Here is a 24,123-nt window from a genome sequence, read left to right as displayed (position 1 = left end):
GCCACCCCGGCGGGCAGCCGCCGGGCCTCCTCTCAAGGCCGCGTCACGCGGCCTTTTTCATGACGCGGCTGTTCCTGCGCACCGGGATCCGTACGGCAACGATGGTGCCGACGCCTTCGGTCGAGCGGATCTTGAGGGCGCCGCCATGCAATTCGGCCAGCGAGCGTGAGATCGCGAGGCCGAGGCCGGAGCCTTCGTGGTTCTTGGAGAACTGGTTCTGCACCTGCTCGAACGGCCGGCCGAGCTTGCCCAGCGCGTGCTTGGGAATGCCGCAGCCATTGTCCTCGATCGACAGCGTCAGCGCCCCCGAGGCGTTGCGGGCGCGCACCGAGATTCGGCCGCCCTGACCGGTGAACTTCACGGCGTTGGACAAAAGGTTGATGACGATCTGCTTGATGGCGCGGCGGTCGGCGAACAGTGTCATCTCGTCGGCGATCTGGGTCTCGAGCGTGATCTGCTTCTGCGCCGCCTGCAGCGAGATAACCCGCACAGTCTCGCGGATCAGCGGGCACAGGTCGATCTCTTCGCGGTCCATCGAGAACTGGCCGGCCTCTATCTTCGACATGTCGAGGATGTCGTTGATCACGCCCAGCAGGTACTTGCCGCTCGAATTGATGTCGCGGGCATACTCCTCGTAGCGCGGCGAACCCAGCGGCCCGAACAGCTTGCCTTCCATCAGCTCCGAGAAACCGATGACGGCGTTGAGCGGCGTCCTGAGCTCATGGGACATGTTGGCCAGGAATTCCGACTTGGCCCGGTTGGCGGCCTCGGCGCGCTCGGTTTCCTTCATGTATTTGCGGTTGAGGTCGACCAGCTCACGCCCGCGTTCCTCTTCGGCGCGCCGCGCCAGGCTGAGGTCGTGGATCGTCGCCATCAGGCGCCGTTCGCTCTCCATCAGCTTGTCCTGGTGCTGCTTGATCTGGGTGATGTCGGATCCCACCGACACCGTGCCGCCGTCGCGCGTCTTCAGCTCGTTGACCTGCAGCCAGCGGCCGTCGGCCAGTTGCCGCTCATAGCTGGCGCCGGCGCGCGGACCGTTGGCGGTGGCCAGCCTGCGCTCGGAGATCAGGGCGACCATGCGCTCTTCGAGATCTTCGCGCTCGGTGCCGGGCAGCACGTCGCGGTCGTTCAGGCCGTTGTCCTGCTGGTATTTCGAATTGCACATCACCAGCCGGTCGTTGGCGTCCCACAAGACGAAGGATTCCGTGATGTTCTCGATGGCAGTGCGCAGCCGAAGGTCGGCCGTCTCCGAGCGCATGGCGAGGTGGCGCTGCTCGGTGATGTCGACGGCGATGCCGGTCATCTGGATTTCCGGCGCCTCCGGGTCGATGACCTGGGCGCGGGCGCGCATCCACACCCAGCGGCCATCGGCATGGCGCATGCGGAACACACGGTCGATATGGTCGATCTCGCGCGCCACCACCTGGTTGGCCAATTCGAACAGGTCGCCGTCGTCGGCGTGGATGATACGGGCGACCTCGCCGAACGACAGCATGCCGTCGCAGGCCTCGTAGCCCAGCAATTCATACATCGAGCGCGACCAGTACATCTTGCCGCGCACCATGTCCCAGTCCCACAGGCCGCACTTGCCGCGCACGAGCGCCAGGTCGATGCGCTGGTGCGCCTCGAAATAGATGCTGTCGGCGGTCTGTGCCCGCGCCGCCTGGCCGAAATAGGCAAACAGGATGACGATCAGCACGCCAGCTGTCATGACGAACAGCGACACGTTCAGCGACACCGTCTTGCGCCATTCGGCGAACACGGCCTCCTGCGGGATCATTGCCGCCGCAGCAGCCCGTTTGCCGTCTGCCAGGCTCACTGCGGCAAACCAGTCCTGGCCGCCGACGCGCACGCTCATCACGCCGGCGCGGTCGCCGAACATGAACAGCGGCTGCCCGCCGCTGACGATCGCGTCGAGCGCCTGGCCCTGCCAGCCCGTCGATTGCGGGCTCACAGCGATGACGCGGAAATTCTGATCGGTAAGCGCAACGACATGGCTGCGGCTCAGCGTGCCCTGCTGGCTGGTGCGTTCGAGCAGGTCCAGGCCGGCGGCGGCGAGCGGCTCCTGCTTGTTGGCCTCGACCATCAGCGAGCTGACAAGCTCGCCGGCGGCCAGCGACAGGATCGCCTTGGCGTTGCGCTCGACATCGTCGCGCTGGGCCATCAGCGACAGGAAACGGGTGCCGGCGACGATAACCAGGAAGATGACGATCAGCGTCGGGATCGAGCGGCGCAGCAGCGGTTCGGCTGCCAGCAGGCGGCGGTAGGCGGGTTCCGCGAAAAGACGTGCGTTGCCCGACAGGGCAGCGCCGCGCGCCTGCCTGCGTCGGACAACAGTCGTCTCATCGGGCGCGCCCCACGCGTCCGCCTTTGCCATAAATGGCTCCCCGAAATCCCGTTTTGAAATGGCCGATCCGGCAAAACCGCACATCCGAATCGTCACTAAAGAATCAAAGCTGATTCGCCTTGTCCAGTGGGCCGGACGAAAAAGATTAAAAGTTGCCTAAAAGTCAGCCGAATTTGCCCGCAACCGATCGACCAAGCAAAAGCGGCGACCCCGATGCCGAGGCCGCCGCTTTTGGTCAGTCTGTCGGGCCTGAGGCCCGCCGATCAGGCGAGCGTGCGGTCGATGATGTCGCGCAGGTCGGCCGACAGGCCTTCCTTGGCCTGCATCGACACCAACGCCGCACGGGCCTTGGCCTGGCGCTTGGGCTCAAGCGACCGCCACGAGCGGAGTGCGGTTGCGAGCCGTGCCGCCACCTGCGGGTTGCGCTTCTCGACCGTCAGCACCGTCTCGGCGAAGAACGTGTAGCCGGCGCCGTCGGCGCGATGGAAGCCGGTCTGGTTGGCACTGGCAAAACCGCCGATCAGCGAGCGCACCCGGTTCGGGTTGGCGATCGAGAAGGCGGGATGCTCGATCAGCGCCCTGACGGCGTCGACCGCACCCGCGCCCGGCGCAGTTGCCTGGATCACGAACCACTTGTCCATCACCAGCGGATCGTTGCGATAACGCTTGTCGAACTCCGCGAGCGCATCCTTGGCCTCCGTCGTGCCGGCATGGCGATGCGCCAGAACCATAAGCCCCGCCGCGCGGTCCGTCATGTTGGCGGCGGCGGCGAAATGCTCGGCGGCAAGCTTTGCGCCGCCTGGCTGGGTGGCGAGATAGTCGAGCAACGTGTTGCGCAGCGCCCTCCGTCCGGCGCTCGCCGCATCGGGTGAGAACGCACCCGACTTCAGCAGATCGGCGTAAAGCTCGGAGAAGACTCCGCTATTGGTCGCGGCGATCGTCCCGGCCAGCGCTTCGCGCCCGGCAAAGATCGCGTCGGGATCGATGTTCTTGCCGATCTCGCGGGCTATGTCGGCTTCGCCGGGCAGGGCGAGCGCCAGCGCCCGGAACGCGTGCTCGAGCGTCTTGTCGCCGGCGATGCGGCCGGCGAGCTTGGCCAGGTCTGGGCTGAAGGCCGGCTGCTTGCCGCCGAGGATGCCTTTGAAGGCAGCTATGTTGGCATCGGTCAAAAGTGTGTTGAACGCCTGCCAGCGCGAGAACGCGTCGCTGTCATGCGAGGCCAGGAACATCTGGTCTTCGGCCCGCTGCTCGACCGTCAGCGTGACCGGCGCCGAGAAGCCGCGGTTGAGCGACAGCACCGGCCGTTCCGTCACGCCGGAGAAGGTTACCGCATGCCTGCGCTTGCGCACATGGATGACGCCGTTCTCGACGGTGGCGCCTTCCACGGCGCCATAGGCCAAGTCCTTGCCGTCGGCGCCGACGAGGCCGAAGGCGAGAGGAATGTGCATCAGCCGCTTGCGGCTTTCCGAAGGCGTCGGCGGCACCGACTGCTCGATCTCGATGGTGAACTGTCCCGTCGCCGCATTGTGGTTGGTGCTGACGCTGAGATTGGGCGTGCCGGCCTGATGGTACCAAAGCGCGAACTGCGACAGGTCCTTGCCCGACACGTCCTCGAACACCTTGAGGAAGTCCTCGATGGTGGCGGCGTCGCCGTCATGACGCTCGAAATAGAGGTCCATGCCCTGGCGGAACAGTTCCGCGCCCAGCACGGTGCGGATCATCCGCACAACTTCCGAGCCCTTTTCGTAGACGGTCGCGGTGTAGAAGTTGTTGATCTCGCGATAGCGCCTGGGGCGGACGGGATGGGCCAGCGGCCCCTGGTCCTCGGGGAACTGGTGGGCGCGCAGCGTGCGCACCTCGGCAATGCGCTTGACCGGCCGCGAACGCTGGTCAGCCGAGAATTCGTGGTCGCGGAAAACGGTCAACCCTTCCTTGAGGCAGAGTTGGAACCAGTCGCGGCAAGTGATTCTGTTGCCTGTCCAATTGTGGAAATACTCATGCGCGATGATCGCCTCGATATTGGCGAAGTCGGCGTCCGTCGCGGTCTCCTCGTCGGCAAGCACATACTTGTCGTTGAAGATGTTGAGCCCCTTGTTTTCCATCGCGCCCATGTTGAAGTCGGACACGGCGACGATGTTGAAGACGTCGAGGTCGTACTCGCAGCCGAACACCTCTTCGTCCCACTTCATCGAGCGGCGGAGCGCGTCCATGGCGTAACCCGCCTGGTTCTCCTTGCCGTGCTCGACATAGATGCCGAGCTCCACCTGCTTGCCGGAAGCGGTGACAAAACGGTCCTTGATGCAGCCGAGGTCGCCGGCGACCAGCGCAAACAGATAGGACGGCTTGGGGAAGGGGTCATGCCAGACGGCATAGTGCCAGCCACCGCCAAGGTCGCCATGCTCGACCGGATTGCCGTTGGCGAGCAGCAGCGGCGCCTCGGCGCGCTCGGCCTCGATGCGCACCGTGTAGACGGAGAGGATGTCCGGCCGGTCGAGGAAGTAGGTGATGCGGCGGAAACCCTCGGCTTCGCATTGGGTGCAATAGACCTTGCTCGAGCGATAGAGGCCCATCAGCGCCTCGTTGATCGACGGGGCAAGTTCGGTCTCGATCAGAAGCGTAAAGCGGCCGGACGCTGGCGGGTTGTGGATCACCAGCTTGTCGGGCGTCGCGTCGAAGCTGGCGGCGTCCACCGCCTCGCCGTCGATCTCGATGCGGCGCAGCGTCAGCCCGTCGCCGTCGAGTTCGAGCGGGATCGGCTTGTCAACGCCGTCACGCCGCTCGATGGTCAGCCGCGCTACTGCCTTTGTGCTGTCCTTGCCGAGGCGGAAATCGAGTTCGGTCCTGGGGATCAGGTAGTCGCTGGGTCGGTAGTCCTCCAGGCGAAAAACCTGTCCGGTATCTGTGCGCATGCGATTGGCCTTCCTCGACGTCCAACGCCTGTTGCGCGTTGGCAGAATAAATATGCGGCGGCTGCTCTTTACACGAAACGCCCCCTCGGCAAAACTGTCCGGGACCGCACATTTGCTGCGCTGCTCAACCAATCCCACGAGGCAATCATGACAATCGTCACGCCGAAATTCGGAATGGGCGCGTCCGTATTGCGGGTCGAGGATGGTGCCTTCATCACCGGCCGCGGCCGCTATACCGACGACATCGCGCCGGCCTCTCAACTGCATGGTTATGTGCTGCGCTCGCCCGTCGCCAAGGCGACCTTCACCTTGGGTTCGCTCGAGGCGGCGCGCGCCGCGCCGGGTGTCCATCTGGTGCTGACCGGGGCCGATATCGCCCATCTCGGCGACCTCAAGTCGATGGTCATGCAGAAGCAGCCCGATGGCACGCGGGCGCCAACCCGTGACATCCCGATTCTCTGCCGCGACCGCGTCCACTATGTCGGCGATGCCGTGGCCTTCGTTGTCGCCGACACCAGGGCACTAGCGCAGGATGCCGCCGAACTCATCGAAGTCGACTATGATGGCGAGGACGCGGCAGCCGTCACGGCGACCGCACTTGACGATGACACGCCGCTCGTCTGGCCCGAGCTGGGCTCCAACAAGGCCTTCACCTATCATATCGGCGACAAGTCCAGGACCGATGCCGCCTTTGCCAAGGCAGACCGCGTCACCCGTATCGAATTCGTCAACAACCGTCTGATCTGCAACTACATGGAGCCGCGCTCGGCCATCGGCGAATGGCGCAAGGACGAAGACCGCTTCGTGCTGACCACGGGGTCGCAGGGCGTGCATTCGATGCGCAACATCCTGACCGGCCAGGTGTTCGGCATCGATGCCGACAAGCTTCGCGTCGTGACCCCCGACGTCGGCGGCGGTTTCGGTACCAAGGCCTTCGTCTATCGCGAGCACGCGCTGGTGATGGAGGCCGCCAAGCGCCTTGGCCGCCCGGTGAAGTGGGCAAGCGACCGCACCGAGCATTTCCTCACCGACGCACAAGGCCGCGACAATGTCGTGACCGCCGAGATGGCGATGGACAGCAATGGCCGCTTCCTCGGCCTGCGCGTCCATCTCCTGTCCAATGCCGGTGCCTACATTTCCCAGTTCGGACCCGTGATCGCCTTTATCGGCGCCAGCATGTCGACTGGCGTCTACGATATCCAGGCGCTCGATGTGACGATCCTGGGCGTCTACACCAACACCTGCCCTGTTGATGCCTATCGCGGCGCGGGGCGCCCGGAAGCCGCACTTCTGGTCGAGAAGCTGGTCGACGCCTGCGCCCGCGAGCTCGGCCTTTCGGTCGATGAGATCCGCCGCCGCAACTTCATCCGCCCCGAGCAGTTCCCGTACCGCACGCAGACCGGCCGGCTCTACGATGTCGGCGAGTTCGAGGCCCATATGGACCAGTCGATGGACCGCGCCGGCTGGGCGAACTTCCCGGACCGGCTGGCCGAAGCCTGGCAACGCGGAAAGATCCGCGGCATCGGCATGGCCACCTACATCGAGGCCTGCGCCTTCGCCGGGTCCGAGCCGGCACGTGTCGAACTCAACGCCGATGGTTCGGTGTCCGTGTTCATCGGGACCCAGTCCAACGGCCAGGGTCATGCCACGGCCTACGCTCAGTTCGTCTCGGAGAAGCTCAATCTCGACGTCGCCAGAATCAGCGTGCATCAGGGCGATACGGACCAGCTCGCCAAAGGCGGCGGCACCGGCGGTTCGCGTTCGATCCCGCTCGGCGGCGTCTCGGCCTCACGCGCAGGTGCAGCCCTTGCCGAGAAGCTGAAGAAGATCGCCGCCGACGAGCTGGAGGCAGCAGCCGCCGACATCGACCTCGACAATGGCGAAGCGCGCATCGTCGGCACTGACCGCGTCATCTCCTTCGCCGACCTCCATGCCGCGGCGAAAAACCCCGATGATCTCAAGGCGATGGGAGAGTTTGTTCAGGACGAGGCAACTTATCCCAACGGCACCCATATCTGCGAGGTGGAGATCGACCCGGAGACCGGGTCCACCGAGGTCGTCGCCTACACTATCGTCGACGATTTCGGCACCACCGTGAACCCCATCCTGCTCGCCGGCCAGGTCCATGGCGGCGTCGTCCAGGGCATCGGTCAGGCGTTGTCGGAAGAGGCGGTCTATGGCGAGGACGGCCAGCTCATCACCGCAAGCTTCATGGATTACGCCATGCCGCGCGCCGACACCGTGCCGTCCTTTCATTTCGAGACGCGCAATGTGCCCTCGACCACCAACGCCATGGGCATGAAGGGGGCAGGCGAGGCGGGCACCATCGGCTCCACGCCCGCCGCGCTCAATGCGGTGACCGATGCGCTCTACCGCGCCTACGGCATCGGCCATATCGAGATGCCGGCAACGCCGGCGCGCATCTGGGCTTCCATCGCGGCGGCCCGGCAGCAGTGAAGCATCAGGTGGTTCAGGCGGCGTCATCGCCACTTACGGGCATCGCGCTCAAGGTCATTTCGGTGGCGATCTTCGTCGGCATGTCGACGGCCATCAAGCTGGCCGGCCAGGTGCCTGCCGGCCAGATCGTCTTCTACCGGTCATTCTTCGCCATTTTTCCGATCCTGGCCTTTCTCGCCTTTCGCGGCGAGCTGCGCACTGCGGTCGCCACCAAGCGGCCCTTCGGACACATCATGCGCGGCTTGGCCGGCGTCACCGCCATGGGCTTCGGCTTCTTCGCGCTGACGCAGCTGCCATTGCCGGAGGCGATCACGCTGAATTACGCCCAGCCGCTTCTGGTCGTCGTCTTCAGCGCCCTCATTCTCGGCGAAAACGTCCGTGCCTATCGCTGGACGGCGGTCGCTATCGGCCTTGTCGGCGTGTTGATCGTCTCGTGGCCCAATCTGACGCTGTTCACTTCGCCCGAAGGCGTCAGCGACAAGGCGGCGATGGGCGCGCTGGCTGCAATCATCGGTGCGGCGCTGTCGGCCATCGCAATGCTCCTGGTCCGCAACCTCGTCCATTCCGAACGCACCGCGACGATCGTGCTGTGGTTCTCGCTGACCGCCAGCGTCATGGCCCTGTTCAGCATTCCGTTCGGCTGGCAGGCGCTCAGCTGGGAACAGACGGCGCTGCTGGTCACCGGTGGCTTCTGCGGCGGCATCGCCCAGCTGTTCATGACCGAGGCCTATCGCCACGCCGAAGCGTCCACGGTCGCCCCGTTCGAATACAGTTCCTTGCTGCTGGGCATCGTTGTCGGCTATCTCGTTTTCGGCGACCTGCCGACCATCCATACACTGGTCGGCGGCGTCATCGTCGTCGGCGCCGGCATCTTCATCATCTGGCGCGAACGGCGTCTTGGAATCGAACGCCGCGCCGCCAAGAAGGCCACAACGCCGCAATAGGCGCGAACGAAGCAACCGGAGCCTGCCCGCTCCACAACCGAAAGGTCGGCCGCGTCGTGGCCGGAGCGGGCATGGACGAAGCGTTTCCGATCGATGTGGTCATGCCGTGGGTCGATGGCAGCGATCCCGGCCACCGTGCCGAACTCGAGGGACGCTGGCCGTGGCAGCCATGGCTACAGCCGGCGCGCTATCGTTTTCGCGACAATGGCGAGCTGCGCTACGCGCTGCGTTCCATCCAGCTGAACATGCCGTGGGTGCGTACCATCCATCTGGTCACCAACGGCCAGGCGCCGCGCTGGCTCGATCTGGAGCATCCCAAGGTCAATCTCGTCACCCACGACCTCTTTTTCGAAAGGCCCGAGCGGCTGCCGGTGTTCAGCTCGAGCGCCATCGAGGCCAACCTGCACCGCATCGGCCAGGCCGGCGTCGCCAGGCATTTCCTGCTCTTCAACGACGACTTTTTCGTTGGCCAGCCGGTGGATCGCGGGGAATATGTCGGGGCCGACGGCGGCAAGCGGCTGCATGCCCTGCAGTGCGGCTTGCCCGCTTTCAGGTTCGGCGTCGACCGCTACCAGCACACGCTGGCCTTCAATAATTTGCTGCTTTCGGTCGCCTTCCGCCGTCGGAAATGGGCTTATCCGGCCCACGTGCCGCTCTTGATGGACATCGAGGATCTGGACTGGCTGCATCGCCGCTTCCGCGTCTGGCTGCGCCGCACCGCAGGCCATCGCTTCCGCCAGCGCACCGACGCGCTCGCACGCATACTCTACATAAATGCCGTTCCCGAACGTGATCGCAACCGCAGCTCGGGCGCCCGCCTTGTCCGGCTGGACCGGGAACATGTCATCCCGCTGCGCGACGATGTCCAGTTCGGCATGGCGCTGGCGCGTCTGGTCGAGCGACCGCCTCAGTTCTTCTGCCTCAACGACGAGATCGAGGATCACGCCCGTGCCGCCATCCGCGCCATCGAGATGCGGACGGCGTTGGAAACCATCTTTCCCGATCCGGCTCCATTCGAGCTGGACCGCCTACGGCAGCCGCTGACTATTGTCCGGCCCTGAGGTGGGCGGCCGTTTCCTCATCGGCGGGGAAGAAGGATTCAATGGCGATTTCCGACAGCGTCACGTCGAGCGGCGTGCCGAACACGGTCGTCGTGCTGATAAAGGACAATACGACGTCGCCGACACGTATCCTGAGCGGGTGCACGATCGCATTGGCGTTGCCCTGGATCGGCCGGCCCTGGCGGGGGCCGTCGGGATAGCCGAGCAGTTCCGTCTCCAGTGCCTTCAGCACCGGGTCGCCGGCTATGTCATTCTGATGCTTCAGCCGCTCGATCAGGTGCGCTCGCCATTCATGCAGGTTGACGATATACGGCGCCACGCCGTTCGGATGCAGGCTGAGGCGCAGCACATTGACAGGGGCCTCCAGCAGCGACGCATCTTCCACCCCACCCAAAAGCTGGCCGAGCGCGGCATTGCCCTCGATCAGGTTCCAGTGTCGGTCGATGGCAATGGCCGGATAGGGCTCATGGCCCTTCAGCACCATGCGCACTGCGTCCATCGCGGGGGTGAGCGAGGGGTGATCCAGCGGCTTTTCGCTGAAGCTCGGCGCATATCCGGCGGCGAGCAACAGCTGGTTGCGCTGGCGCAGCGGGATCGCAAGCTGCTCGGCGATGTGCAGCACCATGTCACGTGAGGGCAGGGAGCGCCCGCTCTCCATGAAGCTCAGGTGCCGCTGCGAGATTTCGGCCTCCATGGCCAGATCGAGCTGGCTCATGCGCCGTTTTGTGCGCCATTCGCGGATCAGGCCGCCGACCGTGTTTGTGTCCATGCCTGCAATCTAGCGCGACAACTTTCTCGTTTCTATTACCTCAAGCGTAATCGCATCAAGGCTGGCGCAGTGGGATGTTGCCTCAAGGAAGGCGGACGCAGCAAGCGAAGCCTCCGCCAAGACAAACCCAAAGGAGCCTGCCATGACAGTCACCATGTTCCTCCGCAACACGCTTTACCTTGATGCCCTTGCCAGCGGAGCCACAGCACTTTTGATGCTGCTCGGCGCGCCGCTGCTTGCGGGCCTTCTCGAATTGCCCGAGCCGCTGCTGTTCTGGGCCGGCCTGCTGCTCATCCCCTTCGTCGCCATGCTGGTCGTCATAGCCCGGCGTGACAGCGTGCCGCGCGGCCTGCTCCCCGTCATTATCGTACTGAACATGCTCTGGGTAATCGGCAGCTTCGTCCTGCTCTTGTCGGGTGCCGTTGCGCCAAACGCTCTTGGCATCGCCTTCGTGGTAGTCCAGGCACTCGCCGTCGCAGTTTTCGCCGAATTGCAGTTCATTGGAATCCGCCGTGCCGGTACGGTCGCCGTCGCCTGAACCGGTTGCGCCCTACAGGCCGCCGAGTTCCCTCAGCTTGGCCTTGATCTCCAGGAAATCCCGCCACGCAAGTTTCTTGTGGGCGGGATTTCTCAACAGATACGCCGGATGCAGCGTCGGCATGACCGGAATGACCGTTCCGTCGGCCGTCCTGTGCGTCTTCCAGTTACCGCGCAGCCGCAGGATGCCATCGGGCGCGCCGGTCAACAGCTTGGCCGACGGGCCGCCGAGCGACACCAGCACCTTCGGATTGGCGAGCGCGATCTGGCGTTCGATGAACGGCCGGCAGATTTCCGTTTCGTGTGGTGTCGGCGTGCGGTTGCCGGGCGGACGCCAGGGAATGACGTTGGCGATATAGGCCGACTTCCGGTCGAGGCCGATGGCCGTGAGGATGCGGTCGAGCAGCTGGCCCGAGCGGCCGACGAAGGGAAGCCCCTCCAGATCCTCGTCCCGTCCCGGCGCTTCGCCGACCAGCATCAGGTCGGCCTCGGGGTTGCCGTCGGCAAACACCATGCTCTTGGCCGTAGCCTTGAGGTTGCAGCCGTCGAAGCTTTCGAGAATCTGGCGCAACTCGTCGAGAGAGGCGGCTTTCGAGGCGGCCTCGCGTGCCGCGGCAGCCTGCGCTTCATCAGGCACCGCAGCCGCAACGGGCCGTGGCGGCGGCGCAGCAGCTGTTCTGTCGCTCCCAGCGGATACGCCTGGCCGGGAAAGGCCCGGCTGGGCAGCACGCGTCGCCGGCGCTGCCTGTCGCGCCGCCGCGCTTTCGGCGAACCTGTCGATGGGATCGTCGGCCAACGCCTCGTCCACGCCCGCCGCCGCATAGAAGGCGAGCAGATCGCGCAGATCCGGACGTTCATTTCCCGAAATGGAGGCCATGGCTCTTTTTCGGCGTTCGGACGCCGATTTGCAAGTTCACGACGACGGAATGCGCGGGTCCTGCACTATATAAAAGCGCCAGCGCGGCGTGTAGTCGGTGATCAGGAAGTTGAAATCGGCGGCCTCGCCGGGGTCTATCTTGCCTTCGGTATAGCGCAGCCGGTCATAGGGCTCGAAATCCCTGACATATTTGGAGAAGCTGCTCGACGAGATGTTGGCGCTGTCGCCGCGCCTTTGGTCGAAGGACAGGCCATCGCCGAAGTCGCTCGGCTTGCCCTCGATCTCCTGCAGTTCGAACTCGAATTCGATCCATGCCTGGCCGCTGTTGTTGAGCGCCTCGATGCGCATGAACATGATGCCGTTGGCGTACAGCCCGGACGTGTCGAAGGGCCTGATCGGTCGTGTGGTGCGGATGGTCAGCGTCACCGGCGACGACGACTCCAGCTCCTCCCTGATGACAAGCGGGTCCTCGCGCGTGCCGATGCCCGAGACCGAGGTGATGCGGAAGCCGCCGAGCTCGTCTGAAAACGAATAGGCGCCGCTGGTCCAGAGCTTCTGTCCGTCCGCGGTTTCCTGCGAACGACCTTCGCCGGCCAAACACGTCGCAATAAGAAGGGAGACCACCGCCAGCATGTGGCTTGTGGGGCTGAAGCGTTTCAGTCCGGTCTTGCAAGGCACGAATTGGCGCATGAAGAATCAATGGACGAAAAGCGATGGGCAACCTGCCGCCGACACTACCCTGTCACATCGGGGCGGAAAGCGAAATATTTTGACCTTTACGTTAACGTAAGATAATTCTCGACTTGGACGGGCTGCAGCTAGGCCAAACAGCCGATGTGCGGATTGGTCCGGTTTGACGTTTCCGACTGATGCGCTATGCAGCGCGTAGCCAAAAGATTGCCCTTGGGACAGGGTTAGCCAACGCGGAGGGATTGATGAGCGATATCGAGCGCGAGAGCATGGAATTCGACGTTGTCATCGTTGGCGCTGGGCCGGCGGGTCTGGCAGCGGCGATCCGGCTCAAGCAGGTCAATCCCGAGCTCTCCGTGGTCGTGCTCGAAAAGGGCGGCGAGGTCGGAGCCCACATCCTGTCAGGCGCGGTGGTCGACCCGATCGGTATCAACCGCCTGCTGCCCGACTGGCGCGAAGACGCCGACCATCCGTTCAAGACCCCCGTCACCGACGACCATTTCCTGGTGCTCGGGCCGGCAGGTTCGGTCAAGCTGCCGAACATCCTGATGCCGCCGCTGATGAGCAATCACGGCAACTATATCGTCTCGCTCGGCAATGTCTGCCGCTGGCTGGCCACCAAGGCCGAAGCGCTCGGCGTCGAGATCTATCCGGGCTTTGCCGCCGCAGGCCTGCTCTACAATGATGAGGGCGCGGTAACAGGCGTCTACACCGGCGACATGGGCGTCGAACGCGACGGTTCGCACGGTCCGTCCTTCGCTCCTGGTATGGCGCTGATGGGCAAGTATGTGCTGATTGGCGAGGGCGCGCGCGGTTCGCTCGCCAAGCAGCTGATCGCCAAATACGACCTCGGCGCCGGTAAGGAGCCGCAGAAGTTCGGCATCGGCATCAAGGAGCTGTGGCAGGTCGCGCCCGAAAAGCACAAGCCGGGCCTCGTTCAGCACTCCTTCGGCTGGCCGCTCGACATGAAGACCGGCGGCGGCTCGTTCCTCTACCATCTCGAAGACAACATGGTGGCGGTCGGGTTCGTCCTCCACCTCAACTACAAGAACCCGTATCTGTCGCCCTTCGAGGAGTTCCAGCGTTTCAAGACGCATCCGGCGATCCGCGGCACCTTCGAGGGCGGCAAGCGCCTGTCCTATGGCGCCCGCGCCATCACCGAGGGCGGCTACCAGTCGGTGCCGAAGCTGTCGTTCCCCGGCGGCGTGCTGATGGGCTGCTCGGCCGGCCTGGTCAACGTTCCGCGCATCAAGGGTTCGCACAACGCCGTGCTCTCGGGCATGCTTGCTGCCGAACATGTCGCGGAGGCCATCGCCGGCGGCCGCGCCAATGACGAGCTTGCCGCCTACGAAGCGGCCTGGCGCGCCACCGATATCGGCAAGGATTTGAAGAAGGTCCGCAACGTCAAGCCGCTGTGGTCGCGTTTCGGCACCATTCTCGGCGTCGGCCTCGGCGGCCTCGACATGTGGCTCAACACCCTGTTCGGCGTCTCACCCTTCGGCACGCTGAAGCACGGCAAGACGGACGCCCAGTCGCTTGAGCCGGCTTCGAAGCACAAGAAGATCGACTACCCCAAGCCCGATGGCGTTTTGACCTTTGATCGCCTGTCGTCGGTGTTCCTGTCCAACACCAACCATGAGGAGAACCAGCCGGTTCACCTCCAGGTCAAGGATGCGGAACTTCAGAAGCGTTCGGAATACGGCGTTTTTGCCGGGCCTTCGAGCCGCTATTGCCCGGCCGGCGTCTATGAATGGGTCGATGCCGACGGCAATTCGATCGCCGGCGATCCCGGCCATGCGGATGCGAAGTTCGTCATCAACGCGCAGAACTGCGTCCACTGCAAGACCTGCGACATCAAGGATCCCAACCAGAACATCAACTGGGTGCCGCCGCAGGGCGGCGAGGGGCCTGTCTACCCGAACATGTAAGCTGCTCCGCAGCCAATGAACAATTCAACGGCCCGGAGGTCATCGACTTCCGGGCCGTTTCTGTTCGTGGCGAAGATTTTGGTCTAGCCGCGCGGCGCCGGCGGCGTTTCGAGCCGCACCGTCTGCGGTTCGACGTCTTCGGGCTCCGGTACGCTGTCCTTGAAGGAGAATTCCACCAGCAGCGGCCGGTGATCCGAACCGGCGTCGTCGCCCATCTTGACCGAGTGCACCGTAATCTCGCCCTTGGCCATCACATGGTCGATGGTCAGGCCGGCAAAGCGCATGAAGTCGGGCAGCATGAATGTCAGCCATGTGCGCCCGGCCGAGGGCATCAGCGTCATGCCGCCGGCTTCGGCGACGCGGCTGACGGAATTGCTCCAGGGCGTCGCGTTGAAGTCGCCGCCCAGAATGGCGTTCTGGTCTAGCCCGGCCAGAATCGGGCTCAGCGCATCGATCTGGCTCGATTGCTCGAACGGCCAGGGCCAGCCGAGATGCAGGGCGACGACATCGGCGGCGCGACCGCCGAAATCGACTTTGGCGACAGCCAGTGCCCCGCCGCCGTAGCATTGCGGCTCGCTGCCCTCGACGAAGGGCCGGCGCGACAGGATCGCTGCCCCAAACACATTGTTCGGATAAGGGCAAATCATCCGGTAGGGATAGCGCGCAAACAGCGGTTCGAGCTTGCGCGTCCACATCCTCGACACTTCCTCGAAGGTGATCACGTCGGGCTGCATGCGCCCGACCAGCGACAGCACCTTGGCCGGCTCTGCATTGTCGAAGCGCAGGTTCATCTGCAGCATCTTGTAGACAGGGCGGTTGCCCTGGCGTGGCTCGAAGGCCGCGTGCACCGAGCCTATGCCGGGTATGGAAGGCGAGGTCGTGGCAAGGGCTGCAGCCCCGAACACGAGTGCTGTAACCGCGGGCCAGCGCATCGAGGTGGCCAGAAGCGGCAGCGCCGCGACCATCATCAGGACCGCCAGATGCACGCGGAAATGCGCAAACGAATCCAGCGCCGGATGCCAGGCGCCGAAAAAGCCGGCGACCAGCGGAATGGAAATGAGCAGCATCGCCGAAAAACAGGCGATCTTGGCGATCATGAGCAAGGCCGGTGTCGTCATGTCTGCTTCATGGCCGCACAATTGCGGCTCATTGATGATATCGGGTGCCCGTTCCGGGCCCTATTGGAATGCCGTCTCGGCAAAGCTGCGCAGCTTGCGCGAATGCAGCCTTTCATTGGGCATTTCGGCGAGCTTTTCCAGCGCCCGGATGCCGATGGTCAGGTGCTGGGCCACCTGCCGCTTGTAGAACTCCGAGGCCATGCCGGGCAGCTTGAGTTCGCCGTGCAGCGGCTTGTCGGAGACGCACAGCAGCGTGCCGTAGGGCACGCGGAAGCGGAAGCCGTTGGCGGCGATCGTCGCCGATTCCATGTCGAGCGCGATCGCCCGAGACTGCGACAGACGCTGCACCGGCCCGCGCTGGTCGCGCAGTTCCCAGTTGCGGTTGTCGATGGTGGCGACCGTGCCCGTGCGCATGATGCGCTTGAGGTCGTAGCCGGACAGCCCGGTCACCTCGGCGACGGCCTCCTGCAGCGCCACCTGTACCTCGGCCAGTGGTGGGATCGGCACCCACACCGGCAGGTCGTCGTCGAGCACGTGGTCTTCGCGCACATAGGCGTGCGCCAGCACATAGTCGCCCAGCGCCTGGGTGTTGCGTAGGCCGGCGCAGTGGCCGAGCATCAGCCAGGCATGCGGCCTCAGCACCGCGACGTGGTCGGTGATGGTCTTGGCGTTGGAGGGGCCGACGCCGATATTCACCATGGTGATGCCGCCATGGCCCGCCTTCTTCAGGTGATAGGCCGGCATCTGCGGCAGCCGTGGCGGCGGGTTGCCTTCTGATGGCGCACTCTCTCCGGCCTTGGTCACCACGCCGCCCGGTTCGACGAACTCCGTGTAGCCGCCGCCGCCCTTGGCCATCAGCTCGCGGGCAAGCACCACGAACTCGTCGATGTAGAACTGGTAGTTGGTGAACAGCACGAAGTTCTGGAAATGCTGCGGCGTGGTCGCCGTGTAGTGCGCCAGCCGGTGCAGCGAATAGTCGATGCGCTGGGCGGTGAATACTGCCAGCGGTCGCGGCTCGCCCGGCAGAATCTCGAAGGTGCCGTTGGCGATGTGGTCGTCGGTACCATCGAGGTCGGGCACATCGAACAGGTCGCGGATCGGGCGCTGGATGCGCTCGGCGACGGCCGCGTCGACATGGGTGCCCTCGAGGAAGGCGAAATGCAGCGGGATTGGCGTCGAGGATTCCGACACGGTGACCGAGACGCCGTGATTGCGCATGATCAGCTTCAGCTGCTCGACCAGGTAGCTCTCGAACAGGTCGGGCCGGGTGATCGTGGTGGTGAACAGGCCGGGCGTCGGCATGTGGCCGTAAGCCTGGCGGGAATCGACCTGCGAATAGGACGAGGTGACGACGCCGACCTCAGGATAGCAGGCCCGGAAACGCTGCGGCGGCGTGCCGTGCGCGAGCGATGCAAATGCGTCGCGCAGGAAGGCCGTGTTGCGGTCGTAGAGCTGCTGGAGCGCCTTCACTGCCTCATGGGCGTCGGTGAAGCTCTGCCGGGAATAAGGCTCCGGCGTGGTGATGGATTCGATGGGTTCAGGATAGATTCGCTTTTCCATGACCCATTATAGAGATCAATTGTGACGGTTGGGAGAGGTTCGTATTACAGCCTCGCCAAATCGTCGCGTCAGGCCCGCTGCAGGCTGACCAACAGCACGAAACCGACGCCGTTCTTGCGTGCGGCTGGCGCTTCGATGGTATTGCCGGCGTCGCCGCGCAGCTGCGGCACGGCGAGAACGGGGGCAGCCAGAACGAGCAGGATGAGCGCCGCCCGCAAGGCGATACGAACCATGTTTGCGATGTGGGAAGCGGGGCGGGTCATCGGCGTTTCTTCTTTTCGTGCTGGAGCGGATCGGTCTCTTTTGTCGGTTAGTGTCTCAAGGGCGGCTTGCAGTTCATGTTTTCTTCGAACACGCAGGGCACCACGCTGCCGATTTCCCAGGAATGGGCCGGACGGCTCACCTCGGCGACGAGGGTTGCGAAGGCGATGCCAAACAGGGCGCTGAGCAGGCATACGATGGTGAAGCGACGAGCAAGCATTGGTGTATCCCCTTCGATGGAGCGGAATATGCCAAAGCCCTGCTGAACGGGTTCTGAGACCTCCGTTCATCCTCGGTTCAAATTTATTGACGGTCTTTAACAGGGGCTCAGGGTTGCGTTCCGGCCACCCGCACATATCTCCTGTGCAGTGCACAACACGGAGAGTTCGGAATGACCACGCAGACTTTGCCGATCGACCTCTATTATTGGCCGACGCCCAACGGCTGGAAGATTTCGATCATGCTGGAGGAACTTGGCGTTCCCTACACGATCAAATACGTCAACATCGGCAAGGGCGAGCAGTTCGAGCCGTCATTCCTGAAGATCGCGCCCAACAACCGTATGCCGGCGATCGTCGATCCGGAAGGTCCGGCCGTCGACGGCAAGGCAGCGCCCATCTCCATCTTCGAGTCAGGGGCGATCCTGCAATATCTCGGCCGCAAGTTCGGCAAATTCTATCCGGCCGACGAGCGCACGCGTGTCGAGGTCGACCAGTGGCTGTTCTGGCAGGTCGGTGGCCTCGGCCCTATGGCCGGCCAGGCCCATCACTTCCGGCAATATGCGCCCGAAAAGATCGGCTATGCCGTCGACCGCTACACCAACGAGGTCAACCGCCTCTACGGTGTGATGAACAAGCGCCTCGCCGATCGCGAATTCCTGGCTGGCGATTATTCGATTGCCGACATGGCAGCGCTTGGCTGGGTGAAGCCGTACAAGAACCAGGGCCAGGACATCGAGGACTTCCCGCACCTCAAGCGCTGGTTTGAAACGCTGCTGGCCCGTCCGGCCGTTGTCCGCGGCATCGCCGTGGGTGAAGACCACCGCCGCAATCTCGCCGACGACAAGGAAGCCCAGAAGGTGCTGTTCGGTCAGCGAGCGAGGGCGTGAAAACAGCGAATAGGGAGTAGTGGGTGGCGAACAGGGAACACGTGGCGTCGAAGCCCTCGGTCTTCCCCTCTATTCGCTACTCACTACTCCCTATTCGATCTTACAGCTTCGTCCAGTTCTGGCTCTTGCAGATGAGGCCGCCGAGCACGCAGCCCTTCATCTTCAGGTTCGAGCCGGCCACCGAGGCCTTGCCGGTATAGGTCTTGTCATTGGCGGGGTCGGTGATCTTGCCCGAATAGGCATTGCCGCCGTCCGCGTTGAAGGTGCCGATCTGCTTGCCGGCGTGCTTGCCGTCTTTCAGCGTGATGCAGAAGCCGCTGCCGCACGTTGCGATCGCGGCCGTCGAGCCGGCTTCCGTCTTCCAGTTGCCTTCGATCGGATCGGCATAGGCCGCGCCCGCCAGCATCAGGGTAGCCGCAACGGCCATGCTCATCTTGCGAAACATTGAAGTCCTCCCGGTTGGTGTCACAGGCGTCTCCCCCGCGTGACGTTTACGCAAACGTAAGCGTAATGCAGCCTTCGCCAAAACAAAAGCGGTGTCGCTGGGGAAGTTGCCGGCTTTTTTCTGGCCCGAAAAAGTCCCTTTCGCCGCCGAAAGTTCATCTCCCACCATCAGCGGATGTCGGGCGTGGTTATCAAAGACTTAGCCGCAGACAGGCGAATTTTCATCGCATTTTCTTCAAATCCCAGGCAGCCCAAGGCTTCCTATCCTTAACGAAATCCAAGCTTTACCCTTTGTTTTGACTTTGTTTTCTTCGGGTTAAGCAAGCCATTTAACGGCAGATTCAAGGCTCCCCGGCATCTTCGGAAGCATCGAAGGGCGGCTCCTGGTGACCCAGGCAGGCCCGCTCCAGGAGACGGACAGGGGACAAGAAAATGGCACGTTTCGAAATCTTTGAAGCCGGCTTTGGCGCGATGGGCACCACCGCTCAGGCTGATATTCTGCTGGAATTGGGCATGATGTATGCCACCGGCCGCGACTGCGACATCGACGTGGTTGCCGCCCACAAGTGGTTCAACATCGCCGCCATCAAGGGCTCGGCCCGCGCTGCTGAACTGCGCTCGGAGCTGTCGGTCACGATGTCCAAGACCGACATCGTCAAGGCGCTGCGCGAAGCGCGCGAATGGATGACGATGCACTAGTGCATGCCCCGAAAATCGCTTGGATTTTCGGAACGGATCATGCACCAGCAAGACAAGATTTCTTCGGGGGAAGAACGGGGACGCCGGGATGGCAGCCCCCAACAACAGAAGCGCGACGGCTTGAAGGACGGGCAAGGCGCGCCAGGGACATGATCTCCAGCATGTCCCCACCAATTGGACAGAGCAGTTAGACAGGGCAGGCGAACTTCCGACGGGCCGAAGATGCTCGCGGGAACTCTCCACGAAAAAAGCCGCGACCGATCGAGACAAGATCGGCGCGGCTTTTTCGTTGTTGCTGAAACATGCTATCGTTTGCTTTGCAAAATCAGCAAAAATGGGGGGTGGCATGCGCAGGACTTTGCTTCGCAGTTCGACTACGCTCATACTCTTGCTTGCAGCCGATATGTCCTGGGCCCAGGACTACTATGGCAAGTTCATCGATCTTCCGATCGGGCTGGAAAACCGGACGGATGCCTCGCCAAAGCCGTTCAGGACCACCAAGGCTGTCAACTTCGATGACCCGAACGGACTTCGCTGGACCGTGCCGGCGGGAAGCTACACCGATGGCGCGACCATTCCCTGGCTGTTCGAGCTGATCGTCGGCGACAACTATGACGGTCCGTATTTCCCGGCGTCGATCGTCCATGACTATTATTGCTGCACCCAAACGCGCACCGCACACGACACGCACCGCAATTTCTATTACGCGATGCTGGCCAACAACACGCCGTCCTGGCAGGCGTGGCTCATGTATTCGGCCGTCAGGCTCGGCGGTCCAGACTGGTCGTTGACGCAGCAGTCGCTCGCCAACGACGGCACCAACTGTTTCGACGAGCTCGGCTCGCTTCTGCCATCGACGGACGCCGGTCCGAAGCCCGCCGCCGCGCCTGCTCCCCAGATGTCTTCCCCGTCCCGAAAATTCGACATCTTCATCAGGGCGGCGGCCCTGGCGCAGGACCAGCGCGACACATTCCTCGTCAGCAAGCTGATGGCGATCGCCAAGACGCTGCAGGATACCGACGGCAAGGTTATCGACCTGACGGCGACGGGCGAGATCCCGGCAACCTTCGAAGGCGTCGAGCAGCTCAAGGCCATGGTCGACGGGGCGACGACCTTCGCCGGCTACAGCCCGACCGAGGCCCGCACCAACTTCACCGATTTCGGCCTGCTGGTGCCGATCGAAGGCAACTCCCAGCAGGTCGTGGCCAGCGTCAAGGCGGAGGGCGGGCTGGTCAAGACCACAGGCGGCTGGAAGGCTGTCGAGCTCAGCAACATCGGCATCGCCCAGGAGACCCTGCCGAAGATGCTGCCGGACACCTATCTGGTGGAGGCGTCCCAGATGAACGGCCTGAAAGGCACCGGGATCGAGTGGGCTGCCACCAGGACCGTGGCCGAGCGGGATCAGTGGAACAAGGTCATCGAGGCCGACCGCAGCTACCAGAACTGGCTGACTTCGCCCAACGTCCTCAGGCCGCAGGGTGGCTGACGCCAGACGTTGCCATTCCGCCAGTTACGTGATTGTCTCCGTACATGTGTGTCGATACAGGCACAATGGCTTGCTGCCCATGCTCCAAGAGGGGCACTGGCGCAGGCGAAAAGCATTGGATATCTGGGCTAGCGGCGCGATTCCTGACGTCAGGCGCGTCCACAGGGAGGGAATATGCATCTGAAACGTACTGTTGGCGCGTTGCTCGCGCTGTCGCTGAGCGCCGGTGTGGCCTTCGCCGAGGACATCACCTTTGCCGTCGTCGGTCCGATGACCGGCCAGCTCGCCAATATCGGCGACCAGTTCAAGCAGGGTGCCGAGGCTGCCGCTAAGGCCATCAATGAGAAGGGCGGCGTTCTTGGCCGCCAGATCAAGCTGTCGATCGAAGACGACGTCTGCGATCCCAAGCAGGCCGTTTCGGTCGCCAACCGCATCGTTGCCAACGGCATCAAGTTCGTCGATGGCCACGCCTGCTCGGGCTCGAGCATTCCGGCCTCGGCTGTCTACGCCGAGAGCGGCGCGCTGATGATGAGCCCGGCCTCGTCCAATCCGGTCATGACCGATGATGCCGCCGCCAAGGGTTGGCCGACGATCATGCGCCTCTACACCCGTGACGACGCCCAGGGCGCCTTCATCGGCCCGTGGATCGCCAAGAAGTATGCCGGCAAGAACGTCGTCATCCTTCATGACAAGAGCGCCTACGGCCAGGGCGTGGCCGATGCCGTCCGCAAGACGATGAACGAAAACGGCCTCAAGGAAATCCTCTATGAAGGCCTGAACGCCGGCGAAAAGGACTATTCGGCGCTCGTCACCAAGCTCAAGGAACTCAAGGCCGACGTCGTCTATTTCGGCGGCTACCACCCCGAAGCTGGCCTGATGCTGCGCCAGTCGGCCGAGCAGAACTTCAAATATCAGCTGATCATGCCCGACTCGATCGCGTCGCCCGAATTCTGGCAGATCGCCGGTCCTGCCGGCGAGGGCACGATGTTCGTGTTCCCGTCCGACCCGCAGGCCAAGCCTGAGGCCAAGGAAGCGGTCGAGAAGATCAAGGCCGGCGGCTTCGTGCCGGAAGGCTTCACGCTCTTCTCCTACGCCGTCGTCCAGGCCTTCGCCCAGGGCATCGAGCGCGCCGGCACCGACGACCCGATGAAGGTCGCCGAAGTCCTCAAGAACGGCGAGCCGATCCATACTGTTGTCGGCGATGTCGTCTTTGACGAAAAGGGCGATCTCAAGAACGCCAGCTACGACATCAACCAGTGGCACGACGGCAAGTACGCGCCGATCGCGCAGTAAGCTTTTTCTGCAAAAGCTGGATTTGTTGCAATGGCCGGGCTCGTCCCGGCCATTGTCGTTTTGGGTGGGCTGGAGCACAATGCCGGAAACGCGCTTCTAGGCAGGGTTGCGGCCGTTCGGCTGGTGCGGGGGCGTGTTTGCCATCAAGGGAGTATCCGAACATGAGTCTTCGTATCAACGACACCGCCCCGGATTTTAAGGCCGACACCACTGACGGGCCGATCAGCTTCCACGACTGGATCGGCGACGGCTACGCGGTCCTGTTCTCCCATCCGAAGGATTTCACGCCGGTTTGCACCACCGAACTCGGCTACATGGCCGGGCTCAAGGCCGACTTCGCCAAGCGCAACGCCAAGATGATCGGCATCTCGGTCGATCCGGTCGAGAACCATCACAAATGGAAGGCCGATATCGAGAAGCTGTCGGGCAACAAGGTCGACTATCCGATGATCGGCGACCCGACGCTTGCCGTCGCCAAGCTCTACGACATGCTGCCGGCCAGCGCCGGCGACAGCTCCGAGGGCCGCACCCCTGCCGACAACGCCACCGTGCGATCGGTCTTCGTCATCGGCCCCGATAAGAAGATCAAGCTGACGCTGACCTACCCAATGTCCACCGGCCGCAACTTCGATGAGATCCTGCGCGCCCTGGACTCGATCCAGCTCACCGCCAAGTACCAGGTGGCGACGCCGGTACAGTGGAAACAGGGCGACGACGTCATCGTCACCGCCGCCGTGTCGGACGAGGACGCCATCAAGCGTTTCGGTTCGTTCGAGCGCGTGCTGCCCTACCTCAGGAGGACCAAGCAGCCGACGGCCTGAGCCACTTCAGCGCCTGTGATCGAAGGCCGCGCCACGCGCGGCCTTTTGCTTGTCTAGAGCAACTCCACGAAAAGTGCGCAGCGGTTTTCCGTCCGGAATTGCGCAAAAACAAAGAGATAGAGGGATTCCGCGATTTGAAGAAAAGCGGAAGCGCTCTAGCGTCAGCTCATGCCGACATAGCGGCCCGGACGGTGATTGATGGCGATGATCAGGTTCAGCACCGCAGCGCCCGCCACCGACAGCGCGACATTTGTCCAGTCGAGATAAAACAGCGAGACCACCAGGATGACGAGATCGACGCCGAGCTGGAAGTAGCCGGCGCGGATGCCGAAATTGTCCTGCAAATAGAGCGCCAGGATATTGAAGCCACCGAGCCCGGCGCGGTGACGAAACAGAACCAGCAGCCCCATGCCCATCAGGCCGCCGCCAGCAACCGCGGCATAGAGAGGGTTGATTTCGGCGATGCTGATCCAGTCGGGCGTCAGCCGCGACAGAACCGAAATCAGCGCCACAGCGGCAAAGGTGCGCAGCGTGAACGGCCATCCCATGCGCTTCACCGCGAGATAGTAGAAGGGCAGGTTGATGACGAAGAACACCGTGCCGAAGCCGTAGCCCGTCACATACTGGATCAGCAGCGCAAGCCCTGCCGAACTGCCGGTTATCAGCCCCGCATGGGTGTAGAGCACCAACCCCAGCGCCACCAGCATGGTGCCGGTGAGCAGGGCCAGCACGTCCTCGTATTGGCGGTGCGGAAGGGCGTCACTTTTGTCGATATTGGTCACTGCGCTTGCCTGATGATGTCTGCTGCGTCGCA

21 protein-coding genes are annotated in these 24,123 nt (G+C 63.4%); 10 read left to right on the top strand and 11 right to left on the bottom strand.

Annotation, left to right across the window (positions count from 1 at the left end):
- Positions 1-43 precede the first annotated feature (43 nt).
- Both NDO48_RS11325 and pepN read right to left on the bottom strand, forming a co-directional pair.
- A complete protein-coding gene (locus NDO48_RS11325; RefSeq protein WP_018426984.1) occupies positions 44-2,377 on the bottom strand; it encodes a PAS domain-containing sensor histidine kinase in 2,334 nt (777 codons plus the stop codon).
- 233 nt (positions 2,378-2,610) lie between these two features.
- Complete coding sequence (gene pepN, locus NDO48_RS11320; RefSeq protein WP_018426985.1) at positions 2,611-5,256, bottom strand: aminopeptidase N; 2,646 nt, start codon at positions 5,254-5,256, stop codon at positions 2,611-2,613.
- Positions 5,257-5,403: 147 nt separating this feature from the next.
- On the opposite strand from pepN, the gene NDO48_RS11315 reads away from it, so the two are divergent.
- The 3 genes from NDO48_RS11315 (at position 5,404) to NDO48_RS11305 (ending at position 9,718) form a co-directional block, all read left to right on the top strand.
- Positions 5,404-7,713 (top strand): xanthine dehydrogenase family protein molybdopterin-binding subunit, encoded by a 2,310-nt coding sequence (locus tag NDO48_RS11315; protein WP_267321488.1) that lies wholly within the window; start codon positions 5,404-5,406, stop codon positions 7,711-7,713.
- Positions 7,710-8,657, top strand: a complete 948-nt coding sequence (locus tag NDO48_RS11310; RefSeq protein ID WP_018426987.1) for a DMT family transporter — start codon at positions 7,710-7,712, stop codon at positions 8,655-8,657. Before NDO48_RS11315 ends, NDO48_RS11310 begins: the two co-directional genes overlap by 4 nt.
- A 71-nt stretch (positions 8,658-8,728) precedes the next feature.
- Entirely contained in the window at positions 8,729-9,718 is a 990-nt protein-coding gene (locus tag NDO48_RS11305) for a Stealth CR1 domain-containing protein (protein ID WP_267321487.1), read from the top strand.
- Here the strand turns inward: NDO48_RS11305 and NDO48_RS11300 are convergent.
- Positions 9,702-10,487 carry a helix-turn-helix domain-containing protein gene (locus NDO48_RS11300; RefSeq protein ID WP_018426989.1) on the bottom strand — a complete coding sequence of 262 codons (786 nt, stop codon included), beginning with the start codon at positions 10,485-10,487 and terminating at the stop codon, positions 9,702-9,704. The genes NDO48_RS11305 and NDO48_RS11300 overlap by 17 nt on opposite strands.
- A gap of 142 nt (positions 10,488-10,629) precedes the next feature.
- On the opposite strand from NDO48_RS11300, the gene NDO48_RS11295 reads away from it, so the two are divergent.
- Positions 10,630-11,025, top strand: a complete 396-nt coding sequence (locus NDO48_RS11295; protein WP_040456070.1) for a hypothetical protein — start codon at positions 10,630-10,632, stop codon at positions 11,023-11,025.
- Positions 11,026-11,037: 12 nt separating this feature from the next.
- On the opposite strand, the gene NDO48_RS11290 is transcribed toward NDO48_RS11295, so the two are convergent.
- On the bottom strand, positions 11,038-11,901 hold the full coding sequence (locus NDO48_RS11290; RefSeq protein WP_018426992.1) for a uracil-DNA glycosylase: 864 nt from the start codon (positions 11,899-11,901) through the stop codon (positions 11,038-11,040).
- Positions 11,902-11,937: 36 nt separating this feature from the next.
- Entirely contained in the window at positions 11,938-12,591 is a 654-nt protein-coding gene (locus NDO48_RS11285; RefSeq protein ID WP_018426993.1) for a hypothetical protein, read from the bottom strand.
- A gap of 245 nt (positions 12,592-12,836) precedes the next feature.
- On the opposite strand from NDO48_RS11285, the gene NDO48_RS11280 reads away from it, so the two are divergent.
- Positions 12,837-14,519 (top strand): electron transfer flavoprotein-ubiquinone oxidoreductase, encoded by a 1,683-nt coding sequence (locus NDO48_RS11280; RefSeq protein WP_018426994.1) that lies wholly within the window; start codon positions 12,837-12,839, stop codon positions 14,517-14,519.
- Between the two features lie 83 nt (positions 14,520-14,602).
- Here the strand turns inward: NDO48_RS11280 and NDO48_RS11275 are convergent, their stop codons facing one another.
- From NDO48_RS11275 to NDO48_RS11260, 4 genes are all read right to left on the bottom strand, one after another.
- Positions 14,603-15,637 (bottom strand): endonuclease/exonuclease/phosphatase family protein, encoded by a 1,035-nt coding sequence (locus NDO48_RS11275; RefSeq protein WP_018426995.1) that lies wholly within the window; start codon positions 15,635-15,637, stop codon positions 14,603-14,605.
- A 60-nt stretch (positions 15,638-15,697) separates the two neighbouring features.
- Positions 15,698-17,197: an AMP nucleosidase gene (locus NDO48_RS11270; RefSeq protein WP_018426996.1), complete on the bottom strand. Its 1,500-nt coding sequence runs from the start codon at positions 17,195-17,197 to the stop codon at positions 15,698-15,700.
- A 68-nt stretch (positions 17,198-17,265) separates the two neighbouring features.
- Entirely contained in the window at positions 17,266-17,460 is a 195-nt protein-coding gene (locus tag NDO48_RS11265) for a hypothetical protein (RefSeq protein WP_026226993.1), read from the bottom strand.
- A gap of 47 nt (positions 17,461-17,507) precedes the next feature.
- Complete coding sequence (locus NDO48_RS11260; RefSeq protein ID WP_018426998.1) at positions 17,508-17,678, bottom strand: hypothetical protein; 171 nt, start codon at positions 17,676-17,678, stop codon at positions 17,508-17,510.
- 171 nt (positions 17,679-17,849) lie between these two features.
- On the opposite strand from NDO48_RS11260, the gene NDO48_RS11255 reads away from it, so the two are divergent.
- On the top strand, positions 17,850-18,566 hold the full coding sequence (locus tag NDO48_RS11255; protein WP_018426999.1) for a glutathione S-transferase family protein: 717 nt from the start codon (positions 17,850-17,852) through the stop codon (positions 18,564-18,566).
- A gap of 100 nt (positions 18,567-18,666) precedes the next feature.
- Here NDO48_RS11255 and NDO48_RS11250 read toward each other — a convergent pair whose 3' ends face one another.
- Positions 18,667-19,011, bottom strand: a complete 345-nt coding sequence (locus tag NDO48_RS11250) for a DUF2147 domain-containing protein (protein WP_018427000.1) — start codon at positions 19,009-19,011, stop codon at positions 18,667-18,669.
- Positions 19,012-19,442: 431 nt separating this feature from the next.
- On the opposite strand from NDO48_RS11250, the gene NDO48_RS11245 reads away from it, so the two are divergent.
- The 4 genes from NDO48_RS11245 (at position 19,443) to NDO48_RS11230 (ending at position 23,309) form a co-directional block, all read left to right on the top strand.
- Positions 19,443-19,709 (top strand): sel1 repeat family protein, encoded by a 267-nt coding sequence (locus tag NDO48_RS11245; RefSeq protein ID WP_018427001.1) that lies wholly within the window; start codon positions 19,443-19,445, stop codon positions 19,707-19,709.
- A 403-nt stretch (positions 19,710-20,112) separates the two neighbouring features.
- Positions 20,113-21,195 carry a DUF1353 domain-containing protein gene (locus tag NDO48_RS11240; protein ID WP_157632694.1) on the top strand — a complete coding sequence of 361 codons (1,083 nt, stop codon included), beginning with the start codon at positions 20,113-20,115 and terminating at the stop codon, positions 21,193-21,195.
- 174 nt (positions 21,196-21,369) lie between these two features.
- Positions 21,370-22,488, top strand: a complete 1,119-nt coding sequence (locus tag NDO48_RS11235; protein ID WP_018427003.1) for an ABC transporter substrate-binding protein — start codon at positions 21,370-21,372, stop codon at positions 22,486-22,488.
- 161 nt (positions 22,489-22,649) lie between these two features.
- Complete coding sequence (locus tag NDO48_RS11230) at positions 22,650-23,309, top strand: peroxiredoxin (RefSeq protein ID WP_267321486.1); 660 nt, start codon at positions 22,650-22,652, stop codon at positions 23,307-23,309.
- Positions 23,310-23,470: 161 nt separating this feature from the next.
- Here the strand turns inward: NDO48_RS11230 and NDO48_RS11225 are convergent, their stop codons facing one another.
- A complete protein-coding gene (locus NDO48_RS11225; protein ID WP_018427005.1) occupies positions 23,471-24,091 on the bottom strand; it encodes a YitT family protein in 621 nt (206 codons plus the stop codon).
- Between the last annotated feature and the right edge of the window lie 32 nt (positions 24,092-24,123).

Source organism: Aminobacter sp. MET-1 (assembly GCF_026521175.1).
In the GTDB taxonomy this organism is placed as follows: domain Bacteria; phylum Pseudomonadota; class Alphaproteobacteria; order Rhizobiales; family Rhizobiaceae; genus Aminobacter.
The sequence above is the reverse complement of the archived record's forward strand: the minus strand, read 5'-3'. Positions and strand labels throughout refer to the sequence as shown.

Coding starts and splice junctions, on each gene's coding strand:
- pepN (WP_018426985.1), bottom strand. CDS start 5,256: ATGCGCACAGATACCGGACAGGTTTTTCGCCTGGAGGACTACCGACCC.
- NDO48_RS11230 (WP_267321486.1), top strand. CDS start 22,650: ATGAGTCTTCGTATCAACGACACCGCCCCGGATTTTAAGGCCGACACC.
- NDO48_RS11300 (WP_018426989.1), bottom strand. CDS start 10,487: ATGGACACAAACACGGTCGGCGGCCTGATCCGCGAATGGCGCACAAAA.
- NDO48_RS11295 (WP_040456070.1), top strand. CDS start 10,630: ATGACAGTCACCATGTTCCTCCGCAACACGCTTTACCTTGATGCCCTT.
- NDO48_RS11250 (WP_018427000.1), bottom strand. CDS start 19,011: ATGTTTCGCAAGATGAGCATGGCCGTTGCGGCTACCCTGATGCTGGCG.
- NDO48_RS11265 (WP_026226993.1), bottom strand. CDS start 17,460: ATGACCCGCCCCGCTTCCCACATCGCAAACATGGTTCGTATCGCCTTG.
- NDO48_RS11285 (WP_018426993.1), bottom strand. CDS start 12,591: ATGCGCCAATTCGTGCCTTGCAAGACCGGACTGAAACGCTTCAGCCCC.
- NDO48_RS11260 (WP_018426998.1), bottom strand. CDS start 17,678: ATGCTTGCTCGTCGCTTCACCATCGTATGCCTGCTCAGCGCCCTGTTT.
- NDO48_RS11325 (WP_018426984.1), bottom strand. CDS start 2,377: ATGGCAAAGGCGGACGCGTGGGGCGCGCCCGATGAGACGACTGTTGTC.
- NDO48_RS11255 (WP_018426999.1), top strand. CDS start 17,850: ATGACCACGCAGACTTTGCCGATCGACCTCTATTATTGGCCGACGCCC.
- NDO48_RS11280 (WP_018426994.1), top strand. CDS start 12,837: ATGAGCGATATCGAGCGCGAGAGCATGGAATTCGACGTTGTCATCGTT.
- NDO48_RS11270 (WP_018426996.1), bottom strand. CDS start 17,197: ATGGAAAAGCGAATCTATCCTGAACCCATCGAATCCATCACCACGCCG.
- NDO48_RS11245 (WP_018427001.1), top strand. CDS start 19,443: ATGGCACGTTTCGAAATCTTTGAAGCCGGCTTTGGCGCGATGGGCACC.
- NDO48_RS11240 (WP_157632694.1), top strand. CDS start 20,113: ATGTCCTGGGCCCAGGACTACTATGGCAAGTTCATCGATCTTCCGATC.
- NDO48_RS11305 (WP_267321487.1), top strand. CDS start 8,729: ATGGACGAAGCGTTTCCGATCGATGTGGTCATGCCGTGGGTCGATGGC.
- NDO48_RS11235 (WP_018427003.1), top strand. CDS start 21,370: ATGCATCTGAAACGTACTGTTGGCGCGTTGCTCGCGCTGTCGCTGAGC.
- NDO48_RS11315 (WP_267321488.1), top strand. CDS start 5,404: ATGACAATCGTCACGCCGAAATTCGGAATGGGCGCGTCCGTATTGCGG.
- NDO48_RS11275 (WP_018426995.1), bottom strand. CDS start 15,637: ATGACGACACCGGCCTTGCTCATGATCGCCAAGATCGCCTGTTTTTCG.
- NDO48_RS11290 (WP_018426992.1), bottom strand. CDS start 11,901: ATGGCCTCCATTTCGGGAAATGAACGTCCGGATCTGCGCGATCTGCTC.